The organism is Sideroxydans lithotrophicus ES-1, from assembly GCF_000025705.1.
Lineage (GTDB): Bacteria > Pseudomonadota > Gammaproteobacteria > Burkholderiales > Gallionellaceae > Sideroxyarcus > Sideroxyarcus lithotrophicus.
In genome coordinates this window covers 444680-460441 of sequence record NC_013959.1, presented here as the reverse complement: position 1 = coordinate 460441, position 15762 = coordinate 444680, and the positions used below count along the sequence as shown (strand labels likewise).

Genomic DNA, 15762 nt, shown 5'->3' with positions numbered 1-15762 from the left:
CCTAATGTTTTTTTACGCCGGCAACCGCCAGCGCACTCATGTTCACGAGGCGACGGACCGTCGCACTCGAAGTCAGGATATGTACCGACCTGTTCGCCCCGAGCAGGATCGAACCGATGGTGATGCCTTCGCCCCCGGTGATCTTGAGCAGATTGTAGGCGATGTTCGCCGCATCCAGATTCGGCATGATGAGCAGGTTCGCGTTGCCCTTCATCCGCGATGCGGGAAAAGTCTGGTTGCGCAGGCTTTCCGACAAGGCCGCATCGCCATGCATCTCGCCTTCCACTTCCAGTTCGGGCTCAAGCTGCTCCAGCAGTTCGCGCGCACGGCTCATCTTTTGTGCCGAGGCATCCTTGTGGCTGCCGAAGTTGGAATGCGACAGCAGCGCGACCTTGGGCGTCAACCCGAACCGGCGCACCTCGGCTGCCGCCAGCAGCGTCATGGCGGCGACCTCTTCTGCGGTCGGATCGAGATTCACGTGCGTGTCGCAGATGAACAGGGTATGCCCGGGCAGCATCAGGATATTCATCGCCGCATATACGCTTGCGCCCGGATGACGGCCGATGACCTCGTCGATGTAGCGCAGGTGATGCAGCGGCTGCGACACCGTGCCGCACAGCATGGCGTCGGCGGCATCCATGCGCACCAGCATCGCCGCGATCAGCGTGTTGTGGCTGCGCATGGCGCGCTTGGCCGCATCCGGCGTCACCCCGTGCCGTTGCATCAGGCGATGATATTCGTTGCAATACTCGCGATAGCGGCTGTCGCTTTCCGGGTTCACCAACTCGAAATGCTCGCCCGCGCGGATGCGCAGACCCAGTCTGGCGATGCGCTGCTCGATCACCGCCGGACGCCCGACCAGGATCGGATAAGCGATGCCCTCGTCCACCACGGTCTGCACCGCATGCAGCACGCGCTCGTCTTCGCCTTCGGCGTAGGCCAGCCGCTTGGGAAATTTCCTGGCGATGCTGAATACCGGTTTCATCAGCATGTTCGAGTGGTAGATGAACTGCGACAATTGTTCGCGATAAGCATCCATGTCGGCGATGGGACGTGCCGCCACCCCGCTGTCCATGGCCGCCTGCGCGACAGCCGGTGCGATGCGCGTGATCAGGCGCGGATCGAACGGCTTCGGGATCAGGTATTCGGGACCGAAGGAAAGGCTCTCTTCGCCGTAGACCTCCGCCACCGTATCGGATTGCTCGGCCTGGGCCAGTTCGGCGATGGCATATACCGCCGCGAGCTTCATCGCTTCATTGATGTTCGTCGCGCCTACATCCAGCGCGCCGCGGAAGATATAGGGAAAGCACAGCGCGTTGTTGACCTGGTTCGGGTAATCGGAACGTCCGGTCGCCATGATCGCATCGGGACGCGCAGCCTTTGCCAGTTCCGGCAATATCTCGGGCGTCGGGTTGGCCAGCGCGAAGATCAGCGGCTTGTCCGCCATCTGCTTCACCATCTCCGACTTCAGCACACCGCCCGCGGACAATCCCAGGAAGGCGTCGGCCCCGGCGATGACCTCGCCCAGGGTGCGCGCTGCAGTCTCCACTGCATAACGCGCCTTGTTGTCGTCCATCTCTTCGGTGCGTCCCTTGTACACCACGCCCTTGATGTCGGTGACGATGATGTTCTCCGCCTTCACGCCGAGACACACCAGCATGTCCAGGCAAGCCAATGCCGCCGCGCCGGCACCGCTCACCACCAGCTTGATCTCTTCGATCTTCTTGCCTACCACTTTGAGCCCGTTCAACAGCGCCGCTCCGACGATGATGGAGGTGCCGTGCTGGTCGTCGTGGAACACCGGGATGTGCATGCGCTCGCGCAGCTTGCGCTCGATGTAGAAGCATTCCGGCGCCTTGATGTCTTCCAGATTGATGCCGCCGAAGGTAGGTTCCAGTGCAGCGATGATTTCGACCAGCCTGTCCGGATCGCGCTCGTCGATCTCCAGATCGAACACGTCGATGCCGGCGAACTTCTTGAACAGCACGCCCTTGCCTTCCATCACCGGCTTGGCCGCCAGCGGGCCGATCGCCCCCAGGCCCAGCACCGCAGTTCCGTTGCTGATGACCGCTACCAGGTTGCCGCGCGCGGTCATGTTGCGCACTTCGGCAGGGTCGGCCACGATGAGTTCGCAGGCTGCCGCCACGCCCGGCGAATAGGCCAGCGCCAGATCGCGCTGCGTGATCATCGGCTTGGTGGCGCGAACCGAGATCTTGCCTGCCGGGGTCTGGCGGTGATACTGCAGTGCAGCCTCACGCAGCTGTTTGTCCATGATTTTCTTGGGGATCCCTGAATGAGCCACAGCCCGATTATAGCTCAGCGTGCTGAGCGCTCACATTCGACCTGTATGCCGAGATACCAGCGGAAGCACGCAGTGCGATATAGGGGAAACCACTAGTCGTTCCGACATTGTTGCGTAAGCGACTCATGGCGGATTTAATCAGAGTTTTCCGGAGGCTGATTTTGCTAGAATGCCGCCCTTTTTTGATACTGGCCACGATCTATGACCCCAATCACGCTGCCTGGCGGTGAACACGCCGTGCTGCTGCTCCACGGACTGCAAAGCAGTCCGGCCGAACTTCTGCCGCTGGCCAAACGCCTGCAGCAGGCCGGTTACACGGTGCATCTGCCGCACATCGCCGGTTACGGTTTCGAACACGGCGATACGCCGCGTTCGGTCACCCATTGGCAGGATTGGCACGCCAAGGCACTGGAAGAGTTCCGCGCACTCAAACGGCAGTACAAGAGTGTCGCCGTCGGGGGCTTGTGCATCGGCGGGACGCTATCGCTCAGCATCGCCGCCGAACTGGGCGACCAGGTCGCCGCACTGACGCTGCTTTCCACCACACTGTGGTATGACGGCTGGGCCATGCCCTGGTACCGCATCTTCCGTTATCTCGGCTATATCTGGCCTTTCCGCTATCGCTACACATATAAGGAAAGGGAACCGTTCGGCCTGAAGAACCAGCAATTGCGCCGCTGGATCGCCCGCGAGATGGCGCACAAGGATGCCTCCATGATCGGGGCCAGTCGCCTGAACATGCCAGCCGTGCAGGAAGCGGAGCGCCTGATCGCCGCAGCGAAGAAGACGATGCCGCGCGTCACGGCCCCTGCCATCATCATCCATGCCGTGGAAGACGAGATATCCTCCCCGCGCAGCGCGCTCTATACCGCCAAACACATCGGTTCGAAGACCGTGGAGACCGTGATGCTGCATAACTGCTACCACATGATCACCGTGGACAACGACCGCGAACAGGTCGCCGACGAAACCATCCGTTTCTTCGCTGGCGCACGCGCCCAAAGCACCGCCAGCTAGCCAAAGGCTTCTGTTACAATCCGCGCGATTTCATTTTAGAAGCAAGCGATTATGAGTTCTCTGCAAACGATACAGAACATGATGGTCAAGCAGTTCGACCTCAAGCTGGAAGACCTCACTCCCGATGCCACCCTGGAGGGATTGGGTCTCGACTCACTGTCAGTGATCGAGTTCACGTTCAATCTCGAGGACGAGCTGAAGATCACCATGCCCGAAGAGCGCGTCGAACTCAAAACGCTGCAGGATGTGGTCAACCTGGTGGACAAGATCGTCGCCGAGCAAAAAGGCACTGCACAGTAATACCCATGACCAGGCGCGTCGTCATCACCGGACTGGGCGTCATCTCACCGGTCGGCAATAACCCCACTGAATTCTTCAGCAAGCTGATGGCCGGGCACTCCGGCATCAAACGGCTGAAAGCAGACTTCGTCGAGCAGCTTTCCATCCGCATCGGCGCCCAGGTGGAAGGCTTCGATCCCGCCGCCCACTTCAGCAAGATCCAGCTCAGCGGCATCGAGCGCTTCAGCCAGTTCGCGCTGGTCGCCGCCGAACAGGCCGTGCAGGATGCCGGACTCGAACTCAGCGAAGCCGAACAGACCCGCTCCGGCGTTTGCATGGGTTCCTGCCTGGGCGGCGCCAGCTCGCTGGAAGACGGTTACATCGAGACGCTGCAGCGCAATCCACCGCGCGTCAAGCCGCTCAGCGTGCTGCTCAGCATGAACAATGCCGCGGCCTCGCACCTTTCCATCAAATACCGCCTGCAAGGCGCCAACATCACATATGCCACCGCCTGTTCCTCCTCGGCCATCGCGGTCGGCGAAGCCTATCGCCAGATCAAGCACGGTTACGCCGATGCGATGCTGGCAGGCGGCTCGGAAGCGATGCTGACGCTGGGTGCGATGAAGGCATGGGAAGCGTTGCGCACCCTGGCACAGGAAGACCCGCACGATGCCGGGGCATCCTGCAAGCCGTTCTCGAAGAACCGCAGCGGCCTGGTGCTCGGCGAAGGCGCTGCCGTGCTGGTGCTGGAAGACGTGGAACGCGCGGTGCGGCGCGGCGCGAAGATCTATGCCGAACTGGTCGGCTACGACTGCTCGTCCGATGCCAGCCACATCACCAAGCCGGACTCGGCCGGGCAGACGCGCACCATCCTCAACGCGCTGCGCGAAGCTCAGCTGCAGCCGCAGGATATCCACTACATCAACGCCCACGGTACCGCCACGCAGGCCGGCGACATCGAAGAGAGCAAGGCCATCAAGCAGGTGTTCGGTGCGCACGCGCCCAGGGTGCCGGTGAGCTCGACCAAATCCATGCACGGCCACCTGATGGGCGCGACCGGTGCGGTCGAATTCATGGCTGCCGTGCTGGCCCTGCACAATCAGGCCATCCCGCCCACCATCAACCTGCACGAACCCGATCCGGAATGCGACCTGGACTATGTGCCCAACCAGGGCCGCAGCAACGTCAGGCTCGATACGGTGATGTCCAACTCGTTCGCGTTCGGCGGCAGCAACGCCGTGCTGATCGCGAAGCGCTTCAACGGCTGATCGCCCCGGCCCTTCGGGCGATGCTCACCCCAGCCTGAGCGTACTCAGCGTGTGCCGCCGCACTTCATGCAGCAGTGCGACATTCTCGTCCAGCGATTCGCCGTAGGACGGGATCATCTCTTTCATCTTGTGCTTCCAGTCGGCGCTCTTCATTCGCGGCTTGAAGCAACGCTCGATCACCTCGATCATCGCCTGCACCGAGGTGGAAGCGCCGGGTGACGCGCCCAGCAGTGCCGCCAGCGTGCCATCGTTGGCGGTGACAATCTCGGTGCCGAACTCCAGCTTGCCGCCTTTCTTGTCGCAACTCTTGATGATCTGCACGCGTTGCCCGGCCGATGCCAGCTCCCAGTCTTCCTCTTTTGCATCGATATAGAAACCGCGCAATATCGCCATGCGCTCCTTGTGCGAACGGAACGCTTCGGTGATGAGATAACGGGTAAGGTCGAGGTTGTCGCGCGCCACCGCCAGCATCGGCTTCAGGTTGTCGGTTTTGAGCGAGGAGAACAGGTCGAGTACCGAACCTTCCTTGAGGAACTTGGTGGTGATGCTGGCGAACGGCCCGAACAGCAAAGCCGGCTCGCCATCGATGATGCGCGCATCCAGGTGCGGCACCGACATCGGCGGCGCACCCACGGCAGCCTTGCCATAGACCTTGCTGCAGTGGCGCTTCACCACTTCCGGATTCTTGCAGATCAGCCATTGGCCGCTGACCGGAAAACCGCCATAGCCGCGCGCTTCCGGGATACCCGACTTCTGCAGCAGCGGCAGCGCGCCGCCGCCCGCGCCCAGGAAGACGAAACCGGCATCGATGGTGCGGGTCTCGCCGGCATGATTGTCCTGCACCCGCACATGCCAGCGGCCATCGTCGTGCTGCTTCATGCTGACGATGGTATGGCTCAGCATCAGGTCGAAGGTGGAGTGTTTGGTCAGTGACTTCACCAGTTTGCGCGTCAGCAGGCCGAAGTCCACGTCGGTACCGTGCTTGACCCGCGTCGCAGCCACGGCCTGACTGGCATCGCGGTGTTTCATCACCAGCGGCATCCACTTGCGCAGCACCGCGTGGTCTTCGCTGAATTCCATCTCTTCGAACAGGTGATGCTTGTGCAGCGCCGCATGGCGCTTGCGCAAAAACGCCACATCCTCCTCTCCCCAGACGAAACTCTGGTGGCATATCGGATTGATGAATTTCTCCGGCTCGGGCAATATGCCCTGCTTGACCAGGTAGGACCAGAATTGCAGCGAAACCTCGAATGCGGCATTGATCTCCAGGGCGCGGTCGATCCTGATGCTGCCATCGGCCAGCTGCGGCGTGTAATTCAGCTCGCAATACCCGCCATGCCCGGTACCCGCATTGTTCAGGCTGTGCGTGCTTTCATGCGCCACCTTGCTCAGCCGCTCGACCATCATGATCTTCAGCGACGGGTCCAGGTGCGACAACAACGACGCCAGCGTCGCGCTCATCACCCCAGCCCCGACCAACAACACATCCACTTTTTTCTGCGTCATGACTTATCCGTCCCGGTTCGACATATTCCGATTTTAACTTAGTCCCGCCAGCATCTTTTCCAGACGCTTCACCGACACGATCACCGGCGTCTTCAATTCCTGCGCGAACAGCGACACGCGCAGCTCCTGCATCATCCAGCCGAAGTCCTGCAGCCGCGCATCGGCTTCACCATGCTGCGCCGACAGTTTGCGCTGCCATTGTTGCAACAATGGACCCATCTGCGCCAGATTCTGCGCATCGCGTGCCGGGTTGGCGCGCAGCTTTTCCAGCCGCACGTTGACCGCTTTCAGGTAGCGCGGCATGTGCTGCATGCGTTCGTAGGGCGTGCGCGCCACCCACTCTTTGCCCAGCAACCATTCGCACTGGTTGCGGATGTCCTGCAATACCTGTGCATGCGCCTTGAAACCCGGCAGGGATTTTTGCATTGCATGGTATTCGGCCAGTACCGCGCCAACCAGCCGCGCGATCTCCTGCGCCACCAGGTTCAGGCGCGCCTTCGCCTCCTTGCAGCGCGTGGCAAACTCCTTCTCGCTTTCCGGCCACGGATCGTTGAGGCAGCAGCGGTCGAACGTCACCGCGAGGATCTGCCGCTGCAGGTCTTGCTGGCTACCGAACGGCAGGAATTGCATCGCCATCGCCTGCAGGCCGGGCAGATTCTTCTCCAGGTATTTCACCTGTTCCTTCAGCGCCAGCATGAACATGCGCCGCAACCCCAGGCGGTGCGCGGCTTTTGCTTCATCCTGCGTATCGAAAGCCTGCAGCGTCACTGCATCGCCTTCGTCCACCAGCGCATTGAACACGGTGACGGTCTGGCCGGCGCGGGGTTCGGTGCGGGTTGGTTTGAAGTCGCCGAAATCCCAAGAGGTGTGGCGCTTCAGCTCTTCCCTCACCCCAACCCCTCTCCCAGAGGGCGAGGGGCTAGACCCGGTGCGCTGCCCTGACTCCCTCTCCCTCTGGGAGAGGGCTGGGGTGAGGGAAATAGCCCACTCCCCGCGCAAAGCAGCAAAATTGCGCGACATGCCGAGCTGTCGCCCATGCTCATCCACCACGCGGAAGTTCATCAACTGATGCGCCGGCAGTTGCTCCAGCCGGAACGCATCCAGCGGCACGTCTAGCTGCTTCTGCTCGCGGATGTAGCGTGCCAACGCCTGCAGCAGCGGCATATCAGAAGGCTTCACGCTCGCACAGAATTCCGCCGCGAACTCCGGCACCGGCACGCAATGGCGTCGCAGTTTCTGCGGCAGCGACTTGACCAGTTGCACGACCTTCTCCGCCAGAATGCCAGGCACCAGCCATTCGCAGCGCGCCGCCGATACCTGGTTGAGCAAGGCCTGCGGCACGGTCAGCGTGACGCCGTCGTCGCTCTTGCCCGGCGCAAAGTTGTAGGCCAGCGCGTAGCTGACATTGTTCATCAGCAGTTGCGGCGGGAACTGTTCGGTGGTGATGCCGGCCGCCTCGTGGCGCATCAGGTCATCTTTTTTCAGGTACAGCAGCTTGGGCTGCTCGCGCTCGGCTTCCTTGCGCCAGTGCTCGAACGCCGCGCCGTTGTGGATGCCGGCCGGGATGCGTGCATCATAAAAGGCGAAGATCAGTTCGTCGTCCACCAGCACATCAGGTCGGCGCGCCTTGTGTTCCAGCGCTTCGATGTCGGCGATGAGTTTCTGGTTGTGCGCGAAGAACGGCGCCTGCGTGTTGAACTCGCCGTTCACCAGCGCCTCGCGGATGAACACCTCGTGCGACTCCTGCGGATTCATCGGCCCGTAGTGCACGCGCTTCTTCGGATTGATGAGCAGGCCATACAGGGTGCTGCGCTCCCACGCCGCCACCTGCCCCGCCTTCTTCTCCCAGTGCGGATCGAAATAGCTGCGCTTGATCAGGTGCGCACCAACCTCTTCCAGCCACTCCGGTTCGATGCGCGCCACGCAGCGCGCGAACAGTCTGGTCGTCTCGACGATCTCCGCCGCCACCACCCACTTCGTACCCTTCTTCGCCAGCACCGAATTCGACGCGATGAAGAACTTGATCTCGCGCGGGCCGAGGTAATACGGCTCCTTGTCCACACCCTTGCAACCGATGTTGCCGAGCAGGCCGGTCAGCAGCGCCTTGTGGATCTGTTCGTAGGTGGCCGGCTGCTCATTGAAACGCATACCCATCTCCGACACCTGCGCATGCAACTGCTGATGCAGCTCATGCCATTCGCGCAGGCGCAGCGGCGACAGGAACTTTTCGCGGCATTCGTTCGCCCACAGCTTGTTGGTCTTCTTGTGCCTGATCGCATCCTGGAACCACGCCCACAGCTTGATGTAGGCAAGGAAATCCGAGCGCTCGTCGTTGAAGCGCTGGTGCGCCGCATCCGCCGCTTCGCGCCGGTCCGACGGGCGGTCGCGCGGATCCTGCAAGGCCAGCGCGCTGGCGATGATGAGTATCTCGTTGAGGCACTGGTATTGCCGCCCCGCCAGCAACAGCCGCGCCACCTTGGGGTCGAGCGGCAGCTTGGCCAGTTCGTGGCCCAGCGGCGTAAGCTGACGAATAGCGGTTTTCACTACGGCTGCTCCCTCACCCCAGCCCTCCCCCAGAGGGGGAGGGAGTTTATTCCCCTCTCCCTTTGGGAGAGGGGCTAGGGGTGAGGGAACACTCTCCGCAATTGCACCCAACTCCGTCAGCAACTGGTAGCCATCGGCAATGGCGCGCGAACCCGGAGGTTCGATGAACGGAAACTCCTCCACCTCACCCAACCCCAACGCGCTCATGCGCAGAATGACGGTGGCCAGCGACACGCGGAAGATCTCGGCGTCGGTGAACTCGGGGCGCTGCAGGAAATCCGCCTCTTCGTAGAGGCGGATGCAGACGCCGCTCATCACCCGGCCGCAACGACCGGCGCGCTGGTTGGCAGCGGCGCGTGCGATGTTCTCGATGCGCAGCTGCTCCACCTTCTGCCGCACGCTGTAGCGGTTGATGCGCGCAAGACCCGAGTCGATCACATAGCCGATGTTGGGGACGGTGAGCGAAGTCTCGGCCACGTTGGTCGCCAGCACCACACGGCGCATGCCGGAAGCGGGCTTGAACACGCGGTCCTGCTCGGCGATGGACAGGCGCGAGAACAGCGGCAATATCTCGATGCCCTTGTGCTGGTGTTTGCGCAGCGCCTCGGCGGTGTCGCGTATCTCGCGCTCGCCGGGCAGGAATACCAGCACGTCGCCCCTGAGGCCGCCGATGCTCAATTCATCCAACGCGCTGCATACCGCCTGCGGCACATCCTGCGTGTCGCCTTCCTCGTTCTGCTGCGGCGGACGGTAGCGCACCTCGACCGGATAGGTACGACCGGAGACTTGAATGATGGGGGCGGGTTTTAGCCCCTCTCCCTCTGGGAGATAACCAACGACTTGCCCGCTTGCGGGCTTAGTCGGATGGCTAGTAGTTCCATCAGGGGTTGGGGTGAGGGAATGCGCACTCAAGCAATCAAATATCGTTTGCAGAACCCCCTCGGTATTCGTCAACACATCGTTATTCCAAAAACGCAGTACAGTAATCCCCTGTGTTTTCAACCACGCACTACGCATTTCATCATGCTTGAGCTGAGCACCCTCCGCGTGCTGCCCGCCATCCAGCTCAATCGCCAGCTTTGTTTCATGGCAATAGAAATCGAGAATGTACGAACCCAAAGGATGCTGACGACGGAATTTGTGATCGAGCAGTTGGTGACTTCTCAATAATTGCCAAAGCAACTGCTCCGCATCTGTTGAGTTCTTGCGCAACTCTCGTGCATTACTCAGCAAGGTTTCAGGGATTTTCGGGTAGTCCTCCCTCACCCCACCCCCTCTCCCAGAGGGCGAGGGGCTAATTGCCGCACTGGAAAAATGCTTCGCAAACCTATCCGCATCCAGCGTCGCCGAGGTGATGATGAGCTTCAGGTCGGGACGGCGCGGCAGCAGCTGGCGCAGGTAGCCGAGCAGGAAGTCTATGTTCAGCGAGCGCTCGTGCGCTTCGTCGATGATGATGGTGTCGTATTGTTTGAGTAGCGGGTCGTGGTGGATCTCGGCCAGCAGGATGCCGTCGGTCATCAGCTTGATGCAGGTGTCGGGCGAGACCTTGTCGTTGAAGCGCACCTTGTAGCCGACCAGGCCGCCGAGTTCGCTCTTGAGTTCATGCGCGATGCGCGCGCCTACCGAGCGTGCCGCCACCCGGCGCGGCTGGGTGTGGCCGATCACACCGAGCACGCCGCGCCCCAAACTCAGGCAGATCTTGGGCAATTGTGTGGTCTTGCCCGAGCCGGTCTCGCCGCAGACGATGACCACCTGGTTCTTCTCAATGGCCTGCGCCAATTCCTCGCGCCGCGCCACCACGGGCAGGTCGGCGGGGTATTCGATCTCGGAGAGTTGCTGGATGCGCGCCAGGCGGCGCTGGGCGATGGCGGATAAAGCGGGATTCATGGCATGCGATTTTACCTGCTGCAGCTTGCGCCCGCACGACAAAGCGCGCAGGAAGCGCCCGTTCCCCGGGCTATTTTGCCTCGACCAGTTGGAAGGTCACCCTGCCTTTCCTGTTCTCGCTCAATTCCAGGCGATAGCCGGACTGCGTCGCCCAGCGGGCGACCTGATACAACCCGATGCCCATCCCGTCTTCCGATGAGACGACGGTGTTCAACAGTTGATGGGCGATGCCGGCCGGTATGGCGCTGCCGCCATCGCTGATGCTCAGGCTGAACGGATTGATCTCCAGCGTGACGGAGACGGTGATGCCAAGTTCGTTCTGGCGTTTCTTGCAGGCATTGTCGATCAGGTTGTCGGCGACGCAATCGAACATGGGACCGGGAATCATACGGCGACCCACATTTTTAGGAGCATGCCACACGATGTCGCGATACGGGTGGCGCTGGCGCAATCCCTCCCACCATGTCGCCAGCGGCATCTCCACCATCTCTTCCGGGGTTTGCGGACTCTTGAGCTTGGCAAGGATCGCTTCGATACGCTGAGTAAGCACGGGCAGTTGCTGTTGCAGGATGGGCTGCGCCTTTTCCGATTGGTGCTGCGCCACGGAAGTCAGTGCGAACAGGGACTGCAACATGTTCTTGAGGTCATGGGTAAGCCGCGCACCGGTTTCGTAGATGACCTGCTGGCGCGTGATCTCGCGCAGCGACTGTTCGCGTCGCTTGGCCTGATAGAAGTGCCCCATCAGCTGGGTGAGCAAGCGGACGTGCAACATCACGGTGGGCGAGACAGCCTGGTGGCTGAACAAGGTCAGGTTCAGATCCTGGTCGGCCATCTCGATCCGATGCGGGCTTGATTTTCCCAGCACCCCATGTCCATGATCGGATACCCAGGAGAGCCCCGATATCCAGGGCATCTCGACGAGGTACGCAGTCGCATGTTCGAGGAAGGCTTCGGGATCCTGCTCCTGATGTGCCACCGTGGCGAGCTGCTCCAGCCATTTCTCAAGGGGAGTGCCGATGGAAAGCAGGTAGCGGGAGAACAGCGCCTGGAATCCGGAGAATCCCAGTCGCGGGTTCCACAAGCCACCCAGCGCCAGCAACACGATGGCGATGATGAACAGGGTGCGCAACAGGGCGTCGAGGTAATCCAGTTGCCCCAGGGTCATGAATGCGAGGCTGCCCAGCACCAGCAATGTCAGCAGGGTGAACAGCAGCAGGATGTAGATGAAGTCCACCGCCCGCTCGGATTCTGCCTGCTCCCGCTCGACGGGCAGGAGCGCCATGATGAGCAGCAGCAACGGCAAACCGAAATTCATCAGGTTGGACATCACATCTCCCATGCCAAGCAGATGGAACAGGTTGGGAACGATGTACAGAATCAGGATGGTCAGCAGATAAGCCATCATCAGCAGGTAATACAGCCGTTGCCAGCGCGCATAGAATGAAAATACGCGTCCGCCGACCAGCGCGAACAGCACGCTGACCCAGAAAGCAAGCACCCACCAGTTCAGCAGGAATGTCATGATCAGGCTGATCGCGATGATGAATGCCGCAGCGCCGATATGCAGCTTGCTCTCGCCGCGCCATAGCGGCTGCCACAGCAGGAACAGCCCGAGATGCATCAGCAGCAATGGGTGCATGAATAAACTCTCGGTTCCCAGCCATAGCGCCAGATGCAGCACGACCAACATCGCAAAAGACAGCCAGCGGCTGGAAAGTGTCAACTTTTCGGAAGCAAGTGTCCGCATTTCGTCAATCCTGTCAGAACTTCGTCATTTGAGGCATAAATATCGCCAGTGTAACCCAGAACATCCCCTACCCTGCCTCAGGCCAGACAGCGTCGGAATCACACAACGAGGCATCGGTCTGCCACCGTACTTGGCTTGGTTTCGCTTGGTCAGCCATCCAGTCGGGCCGGGATACAGACTCCGCCTCGACCGACCCGATCTTTATTTGGCATGAGTATTGCTGTTCATTACCGCGCAAGGCACCAACCAGCAAATACTGAACCATTTTGGAGAATCAAAATAATGAAACGCAACCAATCCGGCTTCACCTTAATTGAAATCGCCATCGTGCTGGTGATCATCGGCCTGCTGCTCGGCGGCGTGCTGAAGGGTCAGGAACTCATCAACAGCGCCAAGGTAAAGAGCCTGGCAACCGATTTCCGCAACATTCCTGTGTATATCTACGGCTACCAAGACAAGTACAAAGCGATCCCTGGCGATGACGGACTGGCTGCCAGCCATGTTGCCACCGCAGGTGTAGTGGTTACCAGCGGTGACGGAAATGGCCTGATCGATTCCAACTGGAACGATACTACTGCCGGACGTGAAGCTTACATCTTCTGGCAACATATCCGCTTGGCTGGCTTGGCTACAGGCTCGACCGACACGACTTCTCCAGATTATCTGCCGGTTAACTCTGTTGCAGGCAAGATTGGCATCCAGAGTGGGACAACTTGCGGTCAAACTGGTGGAACAACAACCTGTCCTAATGGCTTCATTACTCCCATTAAGGACACCACTGGTGCCGCAATTCGTGGCACATACATCATCTGCTCGCCCAACATCCTGGGTAAGTTTGTAAAACAGCTCGACATCCAATTGGATAATGGTGACCCAGGTACGGGCGCGGTGTTGGCAGGTGTTGCCACAACAGCGGGCACGTCGATGACTGCCGTCAGCAATCCGGACGATGCTGCTGTCTACACTGTCTGCATGGGTGTCTAACAACTCCGGCGTGACAATCAAAGCCCGCTTCGGCGGGCTTTTTTCATGCCGTCGTTTTCGTATTGTCTATTGCGAGTTGAGCTTCAGAACGGCTCGACAGCACGAGCCGGCACCAAGCGCCGGTGCCGGATGTCGGTCACAGATCACTTGCCCTGGCGCAAGCGTTTCTCTGCCGCTTCCAGCGTGACCGGCTGCCCCAGCAGCACCAGCACGTCGCCGGCACGCAGCACCATATCGCCTGCCGGCTGGCTGCCTTCCACGTTATGGCGGCGCACGGCGTTCACTTCGACATTGAGCTGGTCCAGCTTCATTTCCATCAGCCGCTGGCCGATCGCGTGGTCGCCCGCATTGAGCAGAACGTTCTGGAAGCGCGGCTGCTGGTTCTCGCCATCCTCCGTCTCGACCTCTTCCGGCGGCGGGGTCGTGCGGAAATAGCCGCTGAACATGCTGTAGCGTTTTGCCCGCGTCTCCTGGATATGGCGGATGACGCGGCTGAGCGGCACGCCCGAGAGCAGCAACGCCTGCGAGGCCAACATGACGCTGCCCTCGGTGACCTCGGCCACCACTTCGGCGGCGCCCGCCTGTTTGAGCACGGCGATATGCGTATCGTCGGCGGTGCGCACCACCACCGGCAGCTCGGGACGGGTCGACTGGGTGTGGTGCAATATCTTCAGCGCCGAATGCTTGTCGTCGTAGGTGATCGCCAGCGCCTTGGCGCGCATCAGGCCTGCCGCCTGCAAAACCTCGAGCTTGCCCGCATCGCCGTAAACGACTTTCTCGCCTGCCGCCACCGCCTCGCGCACGCGGCGCGAATCGAGATCGAGCGCGATGAAGCTGATGCCTTCCTCGGTCAGGAACCTGGCCAGCGCCTGGCCGCTGCGCCCGTAGCCGCAGATGATGATGTGCTGCTTGCTCGCCATGCTGCTGACGGCGATCTGGTGCATCAGCATGGCGCGGTTCATCCATTCTTCCGGCGACAGCCGGCGCACGATGGCTTCGGCATGCTGGATCAGGAACGGTGCAACGAGCATGGAGATGAGCATGGCGGCCAGCACGTTCTGCATCACATCGGCCGGCAACAATTGCACTCCTCCTGCCAGCGTCAACAGCACAAAACCGAACTCCCCCGCCTGGGCGAGACCGATGCCGGTACGCAAGGCCGAGCCCCACTCGCCCGAAAAACCGCGCACCAGCAACGCCACTACGGCGGCCTTGAACGGGATCAGGATGAGCAGCAGCAGCAATATCCATCCCCAGCCGGCGATCACCGCATGCAGATCGAGCATCATGCCGATGGTGACGAAGAACAGTCCTAGCAGTACATCGCGGAACGGCTTGATATCCTCTTCCACCTGATAGCGGTATTCGGTTTCCGAAATCAGCATGCCCGCGACGAACGCCCCCAGGGCGAGCGACAAGCCGGAGAGCTCGGTGAGCCAGGCCATGCCGAGCGTGAACAACAGCACGTTGAGCATGAACAGTTCGGAGGACTTCTGCCTTGCGACCAGATGGAACCAGGGGCGCAGCAGCCGCTGGCCGAATGTCAGCAGCGCCGTCAGCAGGATGACTGCCTTGAGCAAGGCGACGGCGATGGTGCCGCTGAGATGAGCGCCGCTTTCTGCCAGCGCAGGGATGATGATGATGAGCGGGACGACCGCCAGATCCTGGAACAGCAACACGCCCATGATGTTCTGCCCGTGCGGCGCATTCAGTTCCGCACGCTCGACCAGCATCTTGCTGACGATGGCGGTGGAAGACATCGCGAGGATGCCGCCGAGTGCCAGGCCCGCGCGCCAGTCGATCTCGAAGAACAGCGAGGAGATCATCACCAGCACCATGGTGGCGGCCACCTGCGCCGTGCCCAGACCGAACACCAGATGCTGCATGGCGCGCAAGCGGGCAAGACTGAATTCGAGACCGATGCTGAACATCAGGAACACCACGCCGAATTCGCCAAGATGGCGGGTCTCCGGCGCATCGGGGATCCAGCCCATGGCGTGCGGGCCGATCATGATGCCCACCAGCAGATATCCGAGCATCGCGGGCAGATGCAGGATACGGCACAACACCACTACGCCGACAGCGACAGCGAGCAAAATGAGGATGAGATGGAAGGAACTGGCCATGGTCCGATGATGCCACATTTTCAGGAACCTCTGAAAAAGTAGACGCGGGAATGAACACCACGCAGACCATTCCGCTTCCAAATTCCCGCATGGCGGATCGAA

General features: G+C 60.9%; 9 protein-coding genes. 4 read left to right on the top strand and 5 right to left on the bottom strand.

Annotated features, from left to right (window positions below; all coding sequences use genetic code 11):
* Position 1: 1 nt before the first annotated feature.
* A complete protein-coding gene (locus SLIT_RS02240; RefSeq protein WP_013028590.1) occupies positions 2-2272 on the bottom strand; it encodes an NADP-dependent malic enzyme in 2271 nt (756 codons plus the stop codon).
* A 231-nt stretch (positions 2273-2503) separates the two neighbouring features.
* On the opposite strand from SLIT_RS02240, the gene SLIT_RS02235 reads away from it, so the two are divergent.
* From SLIT_RS02235 to SLIT_RS02225, 3 genes are read left to right on the top strand one after another with little or no spacing between them, the layout of a single operon-like run.
* Entirely contained in the window at positions 2504-3319 is an 816-nt protein-coding gene (locus SLIT_RS02235; protein ID WP_013028589.1) for an alpha/beta hydrolase, read from the top strand.
* 51 nt (positions 3320-3370) lie between these two features.
* Complete coding sequence (locus SLIT_RS02230) at positions 3371-3619, top strand: acyl carrier protein (RefSeq protein WP_013028588.1); 249 nt, start codon at positions 3371-3373, stop codon at positions 3617-3619.
* 5 nt (positions 3620-3624) lie between these two features.
* Positions 3625-4866 (top strand): beta-ketoacyl-[acyl-carrier-protein] synthase family protein, encoded by a 1242-nt coding sequence (locus SLIT_RS02225; protein ID WP_013028587.1) that lies wholly within the window; start codon positions 3625-3627, stop codon positions 4864-4866.
* Between the two features lie 24 nt (positions 4867-4890).
* Here the strand turns inward: SLIT_RS02225 and mqo are convergent, their stop codons facing one another.
* The 3 genes from mqo to SLIT_RS02210 all read right to left on the bottom strand — a co-directional run bounded on the left by mqo (position 4891) and on the right by SLIT_RS02210 (position 12550).
* Positions 4891-6372 (bottom strand): malate dehydrogenase (quinone), encoded by a 1482-nt coding sequence (gene mqo / locus SLIT_RS02220; protein ID WP_013028586.1) that lies wholly within the window; start codon positions 6370-6372, stop codon positions 4891-4893.
* 33 nt (positions 6373-6405) lie between these two features.
* The gene (gene hrpA, locus SLIT_RS02215) at positions 6406-10803 is read right to left on the bottom strand and encodes an ATP-dependent RNA helicase HrpA (protein ID WP_013028585.1); all 4398 of its coding nucleotides are present in this window, start codon (positions 10801-10803) and stop codon (positions 6406-6408) included.
* A 70-nt stretch (positions 10804-10873) separates the two neighbouring features.
* Positions 10874-12550, bottom strand: coding sequence for a sensor histidine kinase (locus tag SLIT_RS02210; protein ID WP_013028584.1), 1677 nt, complete (start codon positions 12548-12550; stop codon positions 10874-10876).
* Positions 12551-12832: 282 nt separating this feature from the next.
* Here SLIT_RS02210 and SLIT_RS02205 point away from each other — a divergent pair, with 282 nt between their 5' ends.
* Positions 12833-13534, top strand: a complete 702-nt coding sequence (locus tag SLIT_RS02205) for a prepilin-type N-terminal cleavage/methylation domain-containing protein (protein ID WP_013028583.1) — start codon at positions 12833-12835, stop codon at positions 13532-13534.
* Between the two features lie 143 nt (positions 13535-13677).
* Here the strand turns inward: SLIT_RS02205 and SLIT_RS02200 are convergent, their stop codons facing one another.
* Complete coding sequence (locus tag SLIT_RS02200; protein ID WP_041420734.1) at positions 13678-15660, bottom strand: monovalent cation:proton antiporter family protein; 1983 nt, start codon at positions 15658-15660, stop codon at positions 13678-13680.
* Between the last annotated feature and the right edge of the window lie 102 nt (positions 15661-15762).